This window comes from Sodalis sp. RH22, from assembly GCF_047324165.1.
GTDB lineage: Bacteria > Pseudomonadota > Gammaproteobacteria > Enterobacterales > Enterobacteriaceae > Acerihabitans.
The window spans coordinates 3,617,178-3,634,031 of record NZ_CP178731.1 but is presented as its reverse complement, the minus strand read 5'-3'; the positions used below and the strand labels follow the sequence as shown (position 1 = coordinate 3,634,031).

At 56.3% G+C, this 16,854-nt stretch carries 8 protein-coding genes and 2 rRNA genes; 5 read left to right on the top strand and 5 right to left on the bottom strand.

The window, feature by feature from the left end; genetic code table 11:
* Positions 1-307 precede the first annotated feature (307 nt).
* Together ACL2XN_RS16485 and rrf are read left to right on the top strand one after the other, a co-directional pair.
* Positions 308-3,300, top strand: a 23S ribosomal RNA gene (locus ACL2XN_RS16485).
* Between the two features lie 230 nt (positions 3,301-3,530).
* A 5S ribosomal RNA gene (gene rrf / locus ACL2XN_RS16480) occupies positions 3,531-3,646 on the top strand.
* Between the two features lie 410 nt (positions 3,647-4,056).
* Here rrf and ACL2XN_RS16475 read toward each other — a convergent pair.
* The 3 genes from ACL2XN_RS16475 to ACL2XN_RS16465 are packed head-to-tail and all read right to left on the bottom strand — an operon-like array spanning position 4,057 to position 7,763.
* Positions 4,057-5,766, bottom strand: coding sequence for a M28 family peptidase (locus ACL2XN_RS16475; RefSeq protein ID WP_413729096.1), 1,710 nt, complete (start codon positions 5,764-5,766; stop codon positions 4,057-4,059).
* The gene (locus tag ACL2XN_RS16470) at positions 5,753-6,556 is read right to left on the bottom strand and encodes a transporter substrate-binding domain-containing protein (protein WP_413721826.1); all 804 of its coding nucleotides are present in this window, start codon (positions 6,554-6,556) and stop codon (positions 5,753-5,755) included. Before ACL2XN_RS16470 ends, ACL2XN_RS16475 begins: the two co-directional genes overlap by 14 nt.
* Position 6,557: 1 nt before the next feature.
* A complete protein-coding gene (locus ACL2XN_RS16465) occupies positions 6,558-7,763 on the bottom strand; it encodes a M20 family metallopeptidase (protein ID WP_413729095.1) in 1,206 nt (401 codons plus the stop codon).
* Positions 7,764-7,924: 161 nt separating this feature from the next.
* Between ACL2XN_RS16465 and ACL2XN_RS16460 the strand changes: the two genes are divergently transcribed.
* Together ACL2XN_RS16460 and metA are read left to right on the top strand one after the other, a co-directional pair.
* Positions 7,925-8,794, top strand: coding sequence for a LysR family transcriptional regulator (locus ACL2XN_RS16460; RefSeq protein ID WP_413729094.1), 870 nt, complete (start codon positions 7,925-7,927; stop codon positions 8,792-8,794).
* A 161-nt stretch (positions 8,795-8,955) separates the two neighbouring features.
* Positions 8,956-9,885: a homoserine O-acetyltransferase MetA gene (gene metA / locus ACL2XN_RS16455; protein WP_410012646.1), complete on the top strand. Its 930-nt coding sequence runs from the start codon at positions 8,956-8,958 to the stop codon at positions 9,883-9,885.
* On the opposite strand, the gene edd is transcribed toward metA, so the two are convergent.
* Together edd and gntK are read right to left on the bottom strand one after the other, a co-directional pair.
* Positions 9,882-11,693 (bottom strand): phosphogluconate dehydratase, encoded by a 1,812-nt coding sequence (gene edd / locus ACL2XN_RS16450; RefSeq protein ID WP_413729092.1) that lies wholly within the window; start codon positions 11,691-11,693, stop codon positions 9,882-9,884. The genes metA and edd overlap by 4 nt on opposite strands.
* A 293-nt stretch (positions 11,694-11,986) precedes the next feature.
* Entirely contained in the window at positions 11,987-12,538 is a 552-nt protein-coding gene (gene gntK / locus ACL2XN_RS16445; protein ID WP_413721830.1) for a gluconokinase, read from the bottom strand.
* A 293-nt stretch (positions 12,539-12,831) separates the two neighbouring features.
* On the opposite strand from gntK, the gene metH reads away from it, so the two are divergent.
* Positions 12,832-16,518 carry a methionine synthase gene (gene metH / locus ACL2XN_RS16440; RefSeq protein ID WP_413729091.1) on the top strand — a complete coding sequence of 1,229 codons (3,687 nt, stop codon included), beginning with the start codon at positions 12,832-12,834 and terminating at the stop codon, positions 16,516-16,518.
* Positions 16,519-16,854 lie beyond the last annotated feature (336 nt).

Genomic DNA, 16,854 nt, shown 5'->3' with positions numbered 1-16,854 from the left:
TGCTGCGAAATACATGCTCTTTAACAATCCGGAACAAGCTGAAAATTTGAAAAAAACATGCTGAGCAAAATCAGTATGCGATTCTCTCAAAGCAAGCAAACCTAATGATTGCCGTGTCGATGGCAATCTCTGTAGCTCAGGCGAGGGTTTACTCTCACCAGGGTGAGACTGTGCGAACAGTGTCAGGGCAAGGCGCACGGCGCGCAGCCAGCGGAGTGGACTCAATGTCCATGAGCATGGCGAGCACCGCGCAACGATGCCATGGCAGTGTGCAGCCAGTCGCAACACAGACACTTTAGGGTTGTGAGGTTAAGTGAATAAGCGTACACGGTGGATGCCTAGGCAGTCAGAGGCGATGAAGGACGTGCTAATCCGCGAAATGCGCCGGTGAGCTGATATGAAGCGCTATCAGCCGGCGATGTCCGAATGGGGAAACCCAGTGCAATTCGTTGCACTATCATTACGTGAATCCATAGCGTATTGAGGCGAACCGGGGGAACTGAAACATCTCAGTACCCCGAGGAAAAGAAATCAACCGAGATTCCCCTAGTAGCGGCGAGCGAACGGGGAACAGCCCAGAGTCACCATCAGCGTTTGCATCAGGAGAACGGTCTGGAAAGTCCGGCAACACAGGGTGATAGCCCCGTATCCGAAGGTGCAAGTGCTGTGAGCTCGATGAGTAGGGCGGGACACGTGATATCCTGTCTGAAGATGGGGGGACCATCCTCCAAGGCTAAATACTCCTGACTGACCGATAGTGAACCAGTACCGTGAGGGAAAGGCGAAAAGAACCCCGGCGAGGGGAGTGAAATAGAACCTGAAACCGTGTACGTACAAGCAGTGGGAGCCTTGATTTATCAGGGTGACTGCGTACCTTTTGTATAATGGGTCAGCGACTTATATTCTGTAGCAAGGTTAACCGAATAGGGGAGCCGTAGGGAAACCGAGTCTTAACTGGGCGTTAAGTTGCAGGGTATAGACCCGAAACCCGGTGATCTAGCCATGGGCAGGTTGAAGGTTGGGTAACACTAACTGGAGGACCGAACCGACTAATGTTGAAAAATTAGCGGATGACTTGTGGCTGGGGGTGAAAGGCCAATCAAACCGGGAGATAGCTGGTTCTCCCCGAAAGCTATTTAGGTAGCGCCTCGTGAATTCATCTTCGGGGGTAGAGCACTGTTTCGGCTAGGGGTCCACCCCGGATTACCAACCCGATGCAAACTGCGAATACCGAAGAATGTTACCACGGGAGACACACGGCGGGTGCTAACGTCCGTCGTGAAGAGGGAAACAACCCAGACCGCCAGCTAAGGTCCCAAAGTCATGGTTAAGTGGGAAACGATGTGGGAAGGCATAGACAGCCAGGATGTTGGCTTAGAAGCAGCCATCATTTAAAGAAAGCGTAATAGCTCACTGGTCGAGTCGGCCTGCGCGGAAGATGTAACGGGGCTAAACCATGCACCGAAGCTGCGGCAGCGGACATATCACTTAAGACAATTGTACGGAAAACGATTGACGGAGCGCAGCGACGTCAATGCGTTCATCACGTCGAGTTGACTTAAGGATATGTCCGTTGGGTAGGGGAGCGTTCTGTAAGCCTGCGAAGGTGGCCTGTGAGGGTTGCTGGAGGTATCAGAAGTGCGAATGCTGACATAAGTAACGATAAAGCGGGTGAAAAGCCCGCTCGCCGGAAGACCAAGGGTTCCTGTCCAACGTTAATCGGGGCAGGGTGAGTCGACCCCTAAGGCGAGGCCGAAAGGCGTAGTCGATGGGAAACAGGTTAATATTCCTGTACTGGGTGTGACTGCGAAGGGGGGACGGAGAAAGCTAGGTTCGCCGGGCGACGGTTGTCCCGGTTTAAGCGTGAAGGTGGAAAGAGCAGGTAAATCCGCTTTTTCATTCAACACTGAGGCGTGATAACGAGCCACTACGGTGGTGAAGGAATTGATGCTACGCTTCCAGGAAAAGCCTCTAAGCTCCAGGTCACATCGAATCGTACCCCAAACCGACACAGGTGGTCAGGTAGAGAATACCAAGGCGCTTGAGAGAACTCGGGTGAAGGAACTAGGCAAAATGGTGCCGTAACTTCGGGAGAAGGCACGCTGGCATTAGGTGGAGGGACTTGCTCCCCGAGCTGAAGCCAGTCGCAGATACCAGCTGGCTGCAACTGTTTATTAAAAACACAGCACTGTGCAAACACGAAAGTGGACGTATACGGTGTGACGCCTGCCCGGTGCCGGAAGGTTAATTGATGGGGTTATCCGTAAGGAGAAGCTCTTGATCGAAGCCCCGGTAAACGGCGGCCGTAACTATAACGGTCCTAAGGTAGCGAAATTCCTTGTCGGGTAAGTTCCGACCTGCACGAATGGCGTAATGATGGCCAGGCTGTCTCCACCCGAGACTCAGTGAAATTGAACTCGCTGTGAAGATGCAGTGTACCCGCGGCAAGACGGAAAGACCCCGTGAACCTTTACTATAGCTTGACACTGAACATTGAGCCTTGATGTGTAGGATAGGTGGGAGGCTTTGAAGTGTGGACGCCAGTCTGCATGGAGCCAACCTTGAAATACCACCCTTTAATGTTTGATGTTCTAACTCCGGCCCATAATCTGGGTCGAGGACAGTGTCTGGTGGGTAGTTTGACTGGGGCGGTCTCCTCCTAAAGAGTAACGGAGGAGCACGAAGGTTAGCTAATCACGGTCGGACATCGTGAGGTTAGTGCAAAGGCATAAGCTAGCTTGACTGCGAGAGTGACGGCTCGAGCAGGTGCGAAAGCAGGTCTTAGTGATCCGGTGGTTCTGAATGGAAGGGCCATCGCTCAACGGATAAAAGGTACTCCGGGGATAACAGGCTGATACCGCCCAAGAGTTCATATCGACGGCGGTGTTTGGCACCTCGATGTCGGCTCATCACATCCTGGGGCTGAAGTAGGTCCCAAGGGTATGGCTGTTCGCCATTTAAAGTGGTACGCGAGCTGGGTTTAGAACGTCGTGAGACAGTTCGGTCCCTATCTGCCGTGGGCGTTGGAAGATTGAGAGGGGCTGCTCCTAGTACGAGAGGACCGGAGTGGACGCACCACTGGTGTTCGGGTTGTCATGCCAATGGCATTGCCCGGTAGCTACGTGCGGAAGAGATAACCGCTGAAAGCATCTAAGCGGGAAACTTGCCTCGAGATGAGTCTTCCCTGTGGCTTTAAGTCACCTGAAGGGACGTTAAAGACGATGACGTTGATAGGTCGGGTGTGTAAGCGCAGCGATGCGTTGAGCTAACCGATACTAATGACCCGTGAGGCTTAACCTTACAACACCTAAAGTGTTTGACGCGAAGAGAGCGTTGCCCCAAGGGGCGGCGAGAGGATTTTCAGCTTGTAACGGAAAGTATTAAACACAACCGGTCGAGATATTGACGGGTTGTCAACAACGCGGAGCGTTGGCCTTGCACAGGGGAAATGACAAAATCGCCGGGAGCGATTTTGTACAGCGCACAGCGCTGGCCCGCAGGGCGAGTCTCAGGATGAGACGAGAAATTTGCCTGGCGGCACTAGCGCGGTGGTCCCACCTGACCCCATGCCGAACTCAGCAGTGAAACGCCGTAGCGCCGATGGTAGTGTGGGGTCTCCCCATGCGAGAGTAGGGAACTGCCAGGCATCCAATTGACGAAGCCCTCTGTGAAAACAGAGGGCTTTTTCATGTGCGTGACCCTGGCGGTTCGCTACTCGAGTAAGAGAGTAGGACCACCGGCAACGCCGGTGGAACGGAGCCGCAGGCGACGGCCCGCAGGGTGCCTGACGCAGTCAGGCATCCACTGCCAGGCATCCCATTGACGAAGCCCTCAAAGAAAACAGAGGGCTTTTTCATGTGCGTGACCCTGGCGGTTCGCTACTCGAGTAAGAGAGTAGGACCACCGGCAACGCCGGTGGAACGGAGCCGCAGGCGACGGCCCGCAGGGTGCCTGACGCAGTCAGGCATCCACTGCCAGGCATCCAATTGGCGAAGCCCTCAAAGAAAACAGAGGGCTTTTTCATGTCCGTGACCCTGGCGGTTCGCTACCCGGGCGCTATGGCCGATCCCGCGATAATGCCGTACGCAGGACTTGCGCGCTGCGCTCCAGCAGATCCAGCGCCCGATCCCGCTGGCGGTGGAACTGGGTGGTCATCATCAAAAAGGTTTCAGGCGTGGCCTGGGCGGCCTGATCTTTAAGGATCCGCAGCCCGGGAAATGCGCCGCCGTGATAACTCAGGTCGTAATGAAAATCATCGACCGAGCTATAGCGCAGGCGGTGCCATAAGGCCAGCACCTTGATTATTGCCGGCTGCCATGCCTGAGTATCGTATTGCCAACATGCTACCACCCGCTGCAAATCGTCCCGCAGACCCACCATGGCGTCAAGCGCCGGACTCAGGTCAAACGCCGGATCCAGCTGATCTTGCAACGCCGCCATTTCTTTATACAGCCGATCCCGATAGCCCAGCGGATCCAGCGGTAACGCCGTAGCGGTTAGAAGCTCCGCCAGCCAGTAACCATGGATCCGGCTGTCACGCCATAAAATAGCCAGATCGACCTTATCATAGGTATCCGCTTCGGTATGCCACCACCAGCCGCCGCCGCTGCCCGGCGACAGCGTATTCTTATTTACCGGCTCTTCGCGCAGGGCGAAATGCAGCGGCAAACCGCTGCCCCAAAAAGACTGGTCGCCTCCTTTGCCCAACGGCGTAATGCGTTGTGCCGCACTACCGGTTACCCGACGCACCGCGCGGTTAAGGAAATCAGGCTGTTCGGCCCCACTGGCGTTGATCACTACCTGCAATGCTTCCCTACAGCCGGGGGAATCAACGTTAATATGCGCCACGCAATGTTGAGCCAATTGATGACGAAACCGGTCGGCATACCAGGTCGACCCCCCATAGCGGGCATTCGAATGGCCCGGCCACCAGGCAATCCGCAGACCCCGTGTTAACTCATGGCGATGCTGATGAAAATGAACGGCCATCGCCAGACATAACGCATTGCCGGTGGCATTGTCGGTAACGCCTTCATGCCAGGAATCATAATGGGAAGATAACAGGACAAACTCGGGAGATTCTCCCGCTATCTCCACCACCGGCAGGCTGCATGTGGAAACCGCCACCTGCAGCTCGGTGCGCAGACGCGCGGTAAGCGGGGCGGGGTGCCGTTGATAAAGCGCCAGCAGCTCGCGCCCCTGCTGCTGGTTGATCGAGATGACCGGCAGGCGCGGATAACGATGGCGATCGTCGGGCACCGGGGTGCCCCAGATCGGCCCGACGGTTTCCTCATGCAACGCCGTTTCGCCCGACCACCAGATATGGATGAGACCCAACGCGCCGGCGGCATCAAGCCGCTGTACATAATCTTCAAAACCCTGATCGGCAATGACAATCTTACCTTTCACCTGGGCGGACCATTGCGCCATCTGATTATCCGGTATCGGGTCCGTGGCGCGCGCGTCGTAAAACAGCGCAGCGTCCACGCCCAGCGGGCAACTGGCCGAGAAAGAGCGAGTCTTGGCCGCGCAGCGCCATGCCGGGTAGTCCGGCAGTTGCAGACTGCCGGAAAGGGGATTGCTTAACAACAATGAACATTGCTCAATGCGCGGCGACAGGCCATGACGGCTCAGCACCTCTGCCAGATAGCCGGCCGAGCGTTCGGCGTCGTCGCTGCCGGATAACCGGTGCAACTGCGAGAACTGCCGCAACAGGCTGTCCATCAGCGGCAATAGCGTCCCTGCGTGCGGCTCAGTGACTGGCATCGGCCTGCTCCGGTTGATGAACCGACAAATCGATATCACCAAAGTACTGCTGTTTGATCTTTTCCCACGTGCCGTCGGCCTTGATTTTAGCCAAACCTTCGTTTAGCAATGCCCTGATCTTTTCGTCATCTTTGCGAAAACCATAGGCCGAACCGATGCTGAAGAGTTTATCATCGCGTACTTCGGGTCCGGTCAGGGCGAAATCCTTGCCTTCGGGTTTATTCAGGAAACCATAGGTGACCGCTACCGCCGGGCTTAATGCGCCGTCCAGCCGTCCCGCCGCCAAATCCTGATAAATCATATCCTGATCGGCGTAAGGGACGATATCGATGCCCTTGGCGGCCCAGAACTGGTTGGCATACATCTCCTGGATGGTGCCCTGCTGGACGGCGATATGCTTGCCCTGCAGCGATGCCACGTCCGGCTGCAGGTTGCTGCCCTTGCGCGCCACCAGCCGGGTGGGGATATGGTAAACGAAATCACTGAAGTCGATGGCTTTCCTGCGTTTTTCGGTCGCTCCCAGCGGCGAAATAACATCGACTTTTTTAGCCAGCAGCGAGGGAATCTCCGCGTCAAAGCTACTGACCACGAATTGACATTGCACCGCCATTGCCCGGCAGACGGCATGGGTAATATCGATTTCAAAGCCCCGCGGCGTACCGTCCGCTTCCCGGTACTGAAACGGGGGATAGGTCAGATCGGCGCCGATACGCACCGTTTCACCGGCCGCCTGTGCCGCCGTTGCGCCCATAACCATGCCGAGTAACGCGAGTACCCCTCTGTTTTTCATTTTATTCCTCCTGCCCGGCCTGGTTGGCGAGCTTCCAGCGCGAAAATTCATCTCTTACCGCCTGCAATAGCGAGCGATCCTGATTCAGGTCAAAGGCGGTCATCGCCAGCGCCTTGGCGGCCTGCAGCATGCCGTCCAGGCCGGCGGGCGAAGCCGCCGCCTGGGCAAACTCAGGGGTATGCGGGAAAACGTCGCCAATGCGGATATAAGGATGGATGGCCGCGGTGACCTGGCTGACATTACCGATATCGGACGAGCCGATACCACCGGTTACCGGCGGATCGAACACGTCGATGCCCAACAGCTCAAGGTTGCGTTGAAAACCCATGGCCAGGGCCAGGTTGTTGTTGCGTTCGGCATAGGTCAGGCCCGGCTCGATTTCCAGCCTGGCGCCGCTTATCGCGGCGGCGCCTTGCGCTGCGGCGAACACTTTATCCCGCACCAGCCGCAACCCGTTAACCGTCGCCGCGCGCATCAGGAATTTTGCCTCGGCATAGGCCGGCACGATATTAGTGGCGCTGCCGCCATCGGTAATAATCCCATGTACCCGCACATCGTCGGTGAAGAACTGGCGCAGGGCATTAATGCCGACAAACGTATGGATGACCGCGTCCAGGGCGCTAATGCCTTTCTGCGGTGCCGACGAGGCATGCGCCGCCTTGCCGTAAAATTTAAATACCGCATCCACGCACGCCAGTCCGCCGCGCACCACCATGGTTTTCTCGCGCGGGTGGACCATCATCACCGCATCCACTGCATCGAATATGCCCAGATCGGCGAGAATGATTTTACCGCCGCCTTCTTCTTCCGCCGGGGTACCGATCACCAGCAGGCGCCCGCCTAATTCAGGGCAGGCGGCCTTTAACGCCAGCGCGGCGCCCACCGAGGCGGTGCCGATAAGATTATGGCCGCAGGCATGCCCCAGTTCTGGCAGCGCGTCGTATTCCGCAAGCAGCGCCACCACCGGTCCGGGTTTGCCGCTGTCAAAAGTGGCGCGAAAGGCGGTAGGAAGGCCGCCCAGCGGTTGTTCAATGACAAAACCCGCGCTCCTCAGTGGCGCGATCAGCGCGGCGGCGGACTGCGTTTCGTTAAAGCTCAGCTCCGGATTGCCATGGATCTGCAACGCCAGCTGTTCTAACTGCGCAGCCATGTCATCAACAGCATAAATAATTTTATTCTTTTGCTCGCTTATGGTGCCAATCGCCATGGTGTCTCCCTGTTTTGGTGCGTTTTCAGCGCAGCATCAATATCTTATACCGCAGATATAGGCGATTTTCCCTGCTAAGCCCAATCGAGCGTTTTTATGACTTGCATCCTTAAGCCAAAAAATATTTTATAGTGGAAGATAATTTCCCATGGACACCGGCCGTGAATGAAAAAGACTGGCTCATTATCCGGGCCGTTTACCAGCATAAAAATATCACCCGCGCCGCGGAACAGTTATATACCTCCCAGCCCGCGCTGAGTTATCGCTTAAAACAAATCGAGCGCAAACTGGCGATCCAGTTATTTGACGAGAACAGCAAAGGCCTGGCGTTCAGCGCGCAGGGGGAATTTCTGGCCAGCCATGCCGATAAGGTGCTTAGGGACATGCAGCAGCTGAAAATCAACCTGCATAGCCTGGATGAGCAACAGCAAGGGGAGATCCGCATCGGGGTGTCGAGTAATTATGCCGCCTACCGCCTGCCCGCCTTGCTGGAACGTTTTCGCCGGCAATATCCCGGCGTCAGCATTAGCCTTACCAGTGGTTACAGCGAAGAAATTTTCCAGCGCCTGCAACGGGATGAGATTCATCTGGCGCTGGTGAAAGATGATTTTAACTGGAAAGAGGGCAAACGGCTGATCGATGAGGATTGTTATTACCTGATAAGCCAGCATGAGCTTAATTTCAGCCTGCTGCCTCATTTGCCACAGATTAAAATTAATCATGGGCCGCATATTACCCAACTGATTGAGCGCTGGTGGAATGCCAATTTTTCCCTGGCGCCGCGTATCGCCATGACGGTGGACAAACTGGAGGTTTGCCTGGCCATGGTGAACCATGGCTTAGGTTACGCCATTATCTCCAGCTATTTGCCGTTGCCGGATTCACTGTTCCGTCTGCCCATCACTGTGGACGGCCAGGCGGTTAAGAACAGAACCTGGCTGCTCCACCGTCACGCCTGCGATGCCTCCGCCCTGACGCTGCCCTTTATCCAGATGCTGGCCGATGCCGCGGGCTTGCCCTGCGTCCGGTAACAATCAGCGGTTCGGCAAGCTGGAAGTAATAAAGAAAATGTTTCGCTAAAGATGAAACATTTTCAACTAATGGTTGAACACTCGACATCATTTACTAAAAACGCTATCGTGGGCATCTGGATGTCTAAACGTTTATACGTATGCTTTGAGGTTCTATAGTTATGCCGATTCGGGTTCTTGATGAGTTGCCAGCAGTGAATTTCCTGCGTAACGAAAACGTGTTTGTTATGACCACTTCCCGCGCGCGCACCCAGGAAATACGTCCGCTAAAGGTGCTGATCCTTAATCTGATGCCGAAAAAAATCGAGACGGAAAATCAGTTCCTGAGACTGCTGTCCAACTCGCCGCTGCAAATTGATATTCAGCTGTTGCGTATTGACAATCATGAGTCGAAAAACACCCCGGCGGAACACCTCAACACCTTTTACTGTGATTTTGAGGATATCCAGGATGAAAACTACGATGGTCTGGTGGTGACCGGCGCGCCGCTGGGGCTGGTGGACTTTCAGGACGTGATTTTCTGGCCGCAGATAGACCGGGTGTTGCAATGGGCTAAAGGACATGTCACCTCGACCCTGTTCGTCTGTTGGGCGGTACAGGCGGCGCTGAATATTTTATACGACATTCCCAAAATGACCCGGCGGGAGAAGCTGGCCGGCGTATATCAGCATAACACCCTTAAGCCGCATGCCTTGCTGACCCGTGGGTTTGACGAGACGTTTCTGGCGCCGCATTCCCGCTATGCCGACTTCCCCTCCGACGTTATCCGTCAATATACCGACCTGGAGATCCTGGCGGAATCGGAGCAAACCGGCGCCTATCTATTCGCCAGTCCCGATAAACGCCTGGCCTTCGTCACCGGTCATCCGGAATACGACGCCTTAACCCTGGCCGGCGAATATCATCGCGATCTGGCGGCCGGCCTGAATCCCGCCATCCCGGTTAACTATTTCCCGGATAATAATCCAGACCTGCCGCCCAGGGCCAGCTGGCGCAGCCATGGGCATTTATTGTTCGCCAACTGGCTGAACTACTACGTTTACCAGATTACGCCATACGATCTGAAAAAAATGAATCCCACCCTGGATTAAAAGGGAATGCAGCTCGCACCCTGTTCCGCGCCGGAGAGTTGCCCGCGCAGCGCGCCGAACAGTTCGCGGCCGCAGCCGATATGCTCCGCGCTTAAATCAGGCCGCGCCACGATCCGCCGCGCCAGTTCGTCGGCGTCCACCAGCAACGACAGCTCGCCGGTAACGCCGTTCACCCGCACCCGATCGCCCGTCTGGATTTTCGCCAGCAATCCGCCGTTATAGGCCTCCGGCGTGACATGGATGGCCGCCGGCACCTTGCCTGACGCGCCGGATAAACGTCCGTCGGTGACCAGGGCGACCTTGTAGCCGCGATCCAGCAGCACGCCCAGCGGTGGCATCAGTTTATGCAGCTCCGGCATGCCGTTGGCGCGCGGTCCCTGGTAGCGCACCACGATCACGCAGTCTTTGTTCAATTCGCCGGCATCAAAGGCCGGACCCACGTCATGCTGGCTTTCAAACACCATCGCCGGCCCCTCGATAACCTGGTTGGCCACGGGTACGGCTGAGGTTTTCATCACCGCGCGCCCCAGATTGCCGTCCAGAACCTTGGTGCCGCCGTGATGTTCAAACGGATTATCGATGCTGGCTATCACCTTGGGATCGAGCGAGATTTCGGTGCTTTCGCGCCAGGCCAGCACTCCTTGATCCAGCCAGGGTTCCATGGTGTAACGGCTTAAACCGAAACCGGCGACGGTATTGACCTCTTCATTCAGCAGGCCGCCTTTTAGCAATTCGCGTATCACAAGCTGGACGCCGCCGGCATCGTGGAATTGATTAATATCCGCCGGTCCGTTGGGGTAAATGCGCGACAGCAACGGCACGACGTCCGACAATTCGGAGAAGTCGTCCCAGTTAATGATAATGCCGGCGGCGCGGGCCATGGCGACCAAATGCATGGTGTGGTTGGTGGAACCGCCGGTGGTCAGCAGGGCGATAATGCCGTTGACGATCACCTTCTCGTCCACCAGCCGGCCAATCGGCAGATAGTTGCCGCTGTTTTCCGTCAGGCGCGTAACCTGTACGGCGGCGGCATCGGTCAAGGCGTCGCGCAGCGGGGTATTGGGCTGGATAAATGATGAGCCGGGTAAATGCAGGCCCATCATTTCCATGACCATCTGGTTGGAGTTGGCGGTGCCGTAAAAGGTACAGGTGCCGGCGCTGTGATATGACGCCGCTTCCGCATCCAGCATGGCCGCGCGGTCTATCTTGCCCTCGGCGTAGAGCTGGCGTACGCGTACTTTTTCTTTATTCGGCAAACCGCTGGCCATCGGTCCGGCGGGGACGAATACCGCCGGCAGATGTCCAAAGGACAGCGCCGCCATCACCAGCCCGGGGACGATCTTGTCGCAAATCCCGAGGTATAAGGCACCGTCGAACATATTATGGGATAAACCAATGGCCGCGGACATGGCGATGATCTCCCGGCTCATCAGCGACAGCTCCATGCCGTCCTGTCCCTGGGTCACGCCGTCGCACATCGCCGGTACCCCGGCGGCTACCTGGCCTACCGCGCCGACGCTGTGCAGGGCGTCCTTCAGGCGTTGCGGGTAATGCTCGTAAGGCTGGTGGGCGGACAGCATATCGTTGTAAGAATTGATAATGGCGATATCATTGCGGGTCATGCTTTTCAGCGCCAGCTTATCATCGGGCTGGCAGGCGGCGAAGCCGTGGGCCAGGTTGCCGCAGGCCAGCTGCGACCGGTGAACCGTTTTGACGCGTGCGGCGTCGATGCGCGCCAGATAAGCGGTGCGGGTGGGTAAAGAACGGTCGATAACGCGTTGCGTCACCCGGGCTACGGTAGGATTCATATCTGCCTCACACTTAAGATTGAATGGTCAAGCCTGGCTCTTGCCGTCGGCGGAGCCTGGCTCAACAACGGAATTGGTGTCCCAGCCGCCGGACAAACCGTCGAATCGCTTTTTTTATAATGACAACCTATTGGTAGCGAAGCGGCCTGCCGGCTATTACAGCGATATTGTAAAATTGAATCGTTTCAGCTAAAAAAGCTTAAACAGCCGGATGCGCCCTCTGGAGATTACCGGCCGGGTATGACAATGATTATCCCTGGCATAACAAGCATAGTTGCTGTGCCGATCGCTGCTTAAGCGCGCGGGAGGTCAGCCGCCGTTGCCCCGATCTGTTCCTTGATGCAGCGCAGGGCATCGTTGATGACCCCGTCCACCGGCTGGTTGATATCCACCACCAGGACGTCCTTTTCATCGGCGCCCGGTTCTTCCAGGGTATCGAATTGAGTGACCAGCATCTGGGTCTTGAAGAAATGACCTTTGCGCGCTTTCATCCGGGCTTCTATCACATCGAATTCGCCCTTGAGATACAGGAAGGACAGGTTGGCGTTGCCTTCCCGCAGCCGATCGCGATAATGTTTTTTCAGCGCCGAACAGACGATAATGGAAATGGCGTTGGTACGTTGCATCGCAAACGCGGCATCATTGATTGCCGCCAGCCAGGGCGCGCGATCGTCGTCGTTAAGCGCCTGTCCCGCCGCCATTTTGTTGATGTTGGCGCGCGGATGCAAAAAGTCGCCGTCAAGGAACGCGGCCGATAGCTCACGGGCCAGGGCGTTGGCCACCACGGACTTGCCGCTGCCTGAAACGCCCATTAAAACGAAGATATGGTTAGCTGTTGTTGTCATCGTAAGGCTCCGTGGCCAGAAAAGAGTGTAGTGATGTTACCGGTAACATTATCCCGATTTTTGCTGCGGTTTCCAGATGCTTTGTCGTTTTTTCGCGCTAATTGTGATCTGCTTCAAATTAAAAATGTAATCTGAAACATTCTTTTTACATCGCACAGCATCGTTTCGGGCCGGACCGGTGGGATTTGAAAAAGTCTCATGCGCCTTCGGCGTCGATTGCCTGTAATTTATGCTAGGATGTTCTGCCTGTTTTGGCTTCATAAAAGATGATTTTTTCAGCGGTGGATGGGGTAATGGTGAACAATCGAGTGGACGGACTGCGCAGGCAATTAGCACAGCGCATCATGGTGCTGGACGGTGGCATGGGCACCATGATCCAGAGTTACCGGCTTGAGGAAGAGGACTACCGGGGGGCGCGTTTCGCCGACTGGCCGAGCGATCTGAAAGGCAATAACGATCTGCTGGTGCTGAGCAAGCCCGAGGTGATCGCCGCTATCCATCACGACTATCTGGCCGCGGGCGCCGATATCCTTGAGACCAACACCTTTAACTCTACCGCCATCGCCATGGCCGACTACCATATGGAGTCGCTGGTCGGCGAGCTGAATACCGAGGCCGCCCGGCTGGCCCGGCGCAGCGCGGACGAATGGACGGCGCGCACGCCGGAGAAACCCCGCTATGTGGCCGGCGTCCTCGGCCCCACCAACCGCACCGCCTCCATTTCGCCGGACGTTAACGATCCGGCGTTCCGCAACGTCAGTTTTGATCAGTTAGTGAGCGCTTACCGTGAGGCGGTTCACGCTCTGGTGACGGGCGGCGTGGACTTGATTATGGTGGAAACCATTTTCGATACCCTTAACGCCAAGGCCGCGATATTCGCCATCGAAACCGAATTCGAGGCCATGGGCGTACAGTTGCCGGTGATGATTTCCGGCACTATTACCGATGCCTCGGGCCGCACCCTTTCCGGCCAGACCACCGAGGCCTTCTATAATTCCCTGCGCCACGTCAAGCCCCTGTCCTTTGGCCTGAACTGCGCCTTAGGCCCCGATGAGCTGCGCCAGTATGTGGCCGAGCTGTCGCGCATTGCCGATTGTTATGTCAGCGCCCATCCCAACGCCGGATTGCCGAACGCCTTTGGCGAATACGATCTCGGCCCGGATGAAATGGCCGGGCAGATCAAGGAATGGGCCGTTTCCGGTTTCCTGAATATCGTCGGCGGCTGCTGCGGCACCACGCCTGCGCACATCGCCGCCATGGCGCGCGCCGTCGAGGGCATAGCGCCGCGCGTCCTGCCGGAACGGCCCGTAGCCTGCCGTCTGGCGGGCCTGGAACCGCTGAATATCGCCAAGGATACGCTGTTCGTCAACGTGGGCGAGCGCACCAACGTTACCGGTTCGGCGCGCTTCAAGCGCCTGATCAAAGAAGAAAAATATAATGAGGCGCTGGCGGTGGCGTTGCAGCAGGTGGAAAGCGGCGCGCAGATCATTGATATCAACATGGATGAAGGCATGCTGGATTCCGCCGCCGCCATGGTGCGTTTTCTGCATTTGATCGCCGGCGAACCGGATATATCCCGGGTGCCGATTATGATCGATTCGTCGAAATGGGACGTCATCGAGCAAGGGCTGAAGTGCATCCAGGGTAAGGGCATCGTTAATTCCATCTCGATGAAGGAAGGCGAGGCCGCCTTTATCCACCATGCCCGTTTGGTGCGCCGTTACGGCGCCGCGGTCGTAGTGATGGCGTTTGATGAAGAGGGCCAGGCGGATACCCGGCAGCGCAAGATAGACATTTGCCGCCGCGCTTACCGCATCCTGACCGAAACCGTGGGTTTCCCGCCGGAAGATATTATCTTCGACCCCAATATTTTTGCCATCGCCACAGGGATTGAAGAACACAATAACTATGCCCAGGACTTTATCGGCGCCTGTGCCGATATCAAGGCCGAGCTGCCCCATGCGCTGATTTCCGGCGGGGTATCCAACGTGTCGTTTTCGTTTCGCGGCAACGAGCCGGTACGCGAGGCCATACACGCGGTGTTCCTTTATTACGCCATCAAGAACGGCCTGGATATGGGGATCGTCAACGCCGGCCAGCTGGCCATCTATGACGACCTGTCCGATGAGCTGCGCGAGGCGGTAGAGGACGTGGTGCTCAACCGGCGCGCCGACGGCACCGAAAGACTCCTGGATCTGGCGGAGAAATACCGCGTTGGCAAAAACGACGACGATACGAAACAACAGCAGGCGGAATGGCGCGGCTGGCCGGTCAATAAACGGCTGGAGTACGCGCTGGTAAAAGGCATTACCGAATACATCGAAGCGGATACCGAAGAATCGCGGCAACAGGCGGCGCGGCCCATTGAGGTGATTGAAGGGCCGCTGATGGCCGGCATGAACGTGGTGGGCGACCTGTTCGGCGCCGGGAAGATGTTCCTGCCGCAGGTGGTCAAGTCGGCGCGGGTCATGAAGCAGGCGGTTGCCTATCTGGAACCCTTTATCAAGGCGGGAAAAGAAAAGCAAAAGGCGGCCGGCAAGATTCTGCTGGCGACGGTGAAAGGCGATGTGCATGATATCGGCAAAAATATCGTCGGCGTGGTGCTGCAATGCAATAACTACGAAATCATCGACCTGGGCGTGATGGTCTCGATGGATAAGATCCTGAAAGCGGCGCGGGAATTCAACGTGGATATTATCGGCCTGTCGGGCTTGATCACGCCCTCGCTCGATGAGATGGTCAACGTCGCCAAAGAGATGGAACGCCAGGGATTTACCCTGCCGTTGCTGATTGGCGGCGCCACCACCTCGAAGGCGCACACCGCGGTTAAAATCGAGAAAAACTACAGCGGGCCGACGGTGTATGTGCAGAATGCCTCGCGCAGCGTGGGGGTGGTGTCGGCCCTGCTGTCGGACGAGCAGCGGGATGAATTTATACTGCGTACCCGTAAGGAGTATGACACGGTGCGCATCCAGCATGGCCGCAAAAAGCCCCGTACGCCGCCGGTCTCGCTGCAGGCCGCGCGCGATAACGACTTGGCCATCGATTGGGATAGCTATATTCCCCCGGTGGCCCATCGCCTGGGCATTCAGTCCGTCAGCGCCTCTATCGAGACATTGCGCAACTATATTGACTGGACGCCGTTTTTTATGACCTGGTCGCTGGCGGGTAAATACCCCCGCATCCTGGAGGATGAAGTGGTCGGCGCCGAGGCGAAACGCGTGTTTGACGACGCCAATGCCCTGCTGGACCAGCTTTCCGCGCAAAAATCCCTTAACCCGCGCGGGGTGGTGGGTATTTTTCCCGCCAACCGGGTGGGCGACGACATCGAAATCTATCGCGATGAAAGCCGGCGCGAAATTTTGGTGGTCAGCCATCATCTGCGTCAGCAGACGGAGAAAAGCGAATTCGCCAATTATTGCCTGGCGGATTTTGTGGCGCCGAAAGACAGTGGCAAGGCGGACTACCTGGGCGCGTTCGCCGTCACCGGCGGTCTGGAGGAAGATGCGCTGGCGGCGGCCTTTGACGCCCAACAGGACGATTATAATAAAATCATGGTCAAAGCCCTTTGCGACCGTCTGGCCGAAGCCTTTGCCGAATATCTCCATGAGCGGGTGCGTAAAGTCTACTGGGGCTACGCGCCCAACGAGAACCTGAGCAATGACGAATTGATTCGGGAAAACTACCAGGGCATCCGCCCGGCGCCCGGCTATCCGGCCTGTCCCGACCACACCGAGAAAGCGGCTATCTGGCAATTGCTGAATGTGGACGACACCGCCGGGATGCGCCTGACGGAGTCCTATGCCATGTGGCCCGGCGCGTCGGTCTCCGGCTGGTATTTCAGCCATCCCGACAGTAAATATTATGCCGTGGCGCAGATCCAGCGGGATCAGGTGGAAGATTATGCCCGGCGTAAAAATATGCCTATCGCTGAAGTTGAACGCTGGCTGGCGCCGAACCTGGGCTACGATGCGGACTGATCGGCCACGGATGTCACAGCGGTAAAATAGCGGGGCGGCCCGGCGTTGACGCGCCGCGCTGCTTCATTGTGCTTTCCCCATTCCCCCCGCGCGTTTTCATAAGAAAAAAATATCGATATGCTTAATATTGAATCTATTAGCAATATTCAATTTTTGTTTTAAATGATTTAACGCTAATTAATTATAGCTAATAATATAATTATTTTACCTATTGGGATGGACGGGTTAAATTTAATCGTACTCAAGGACAAGCTGAGAAAGAAAAGTTTTATATTATTTTAATTATATTAATTTTTTTTAAAATACTTAGCGCCACTTTCCGCTGGCAACGCAAGG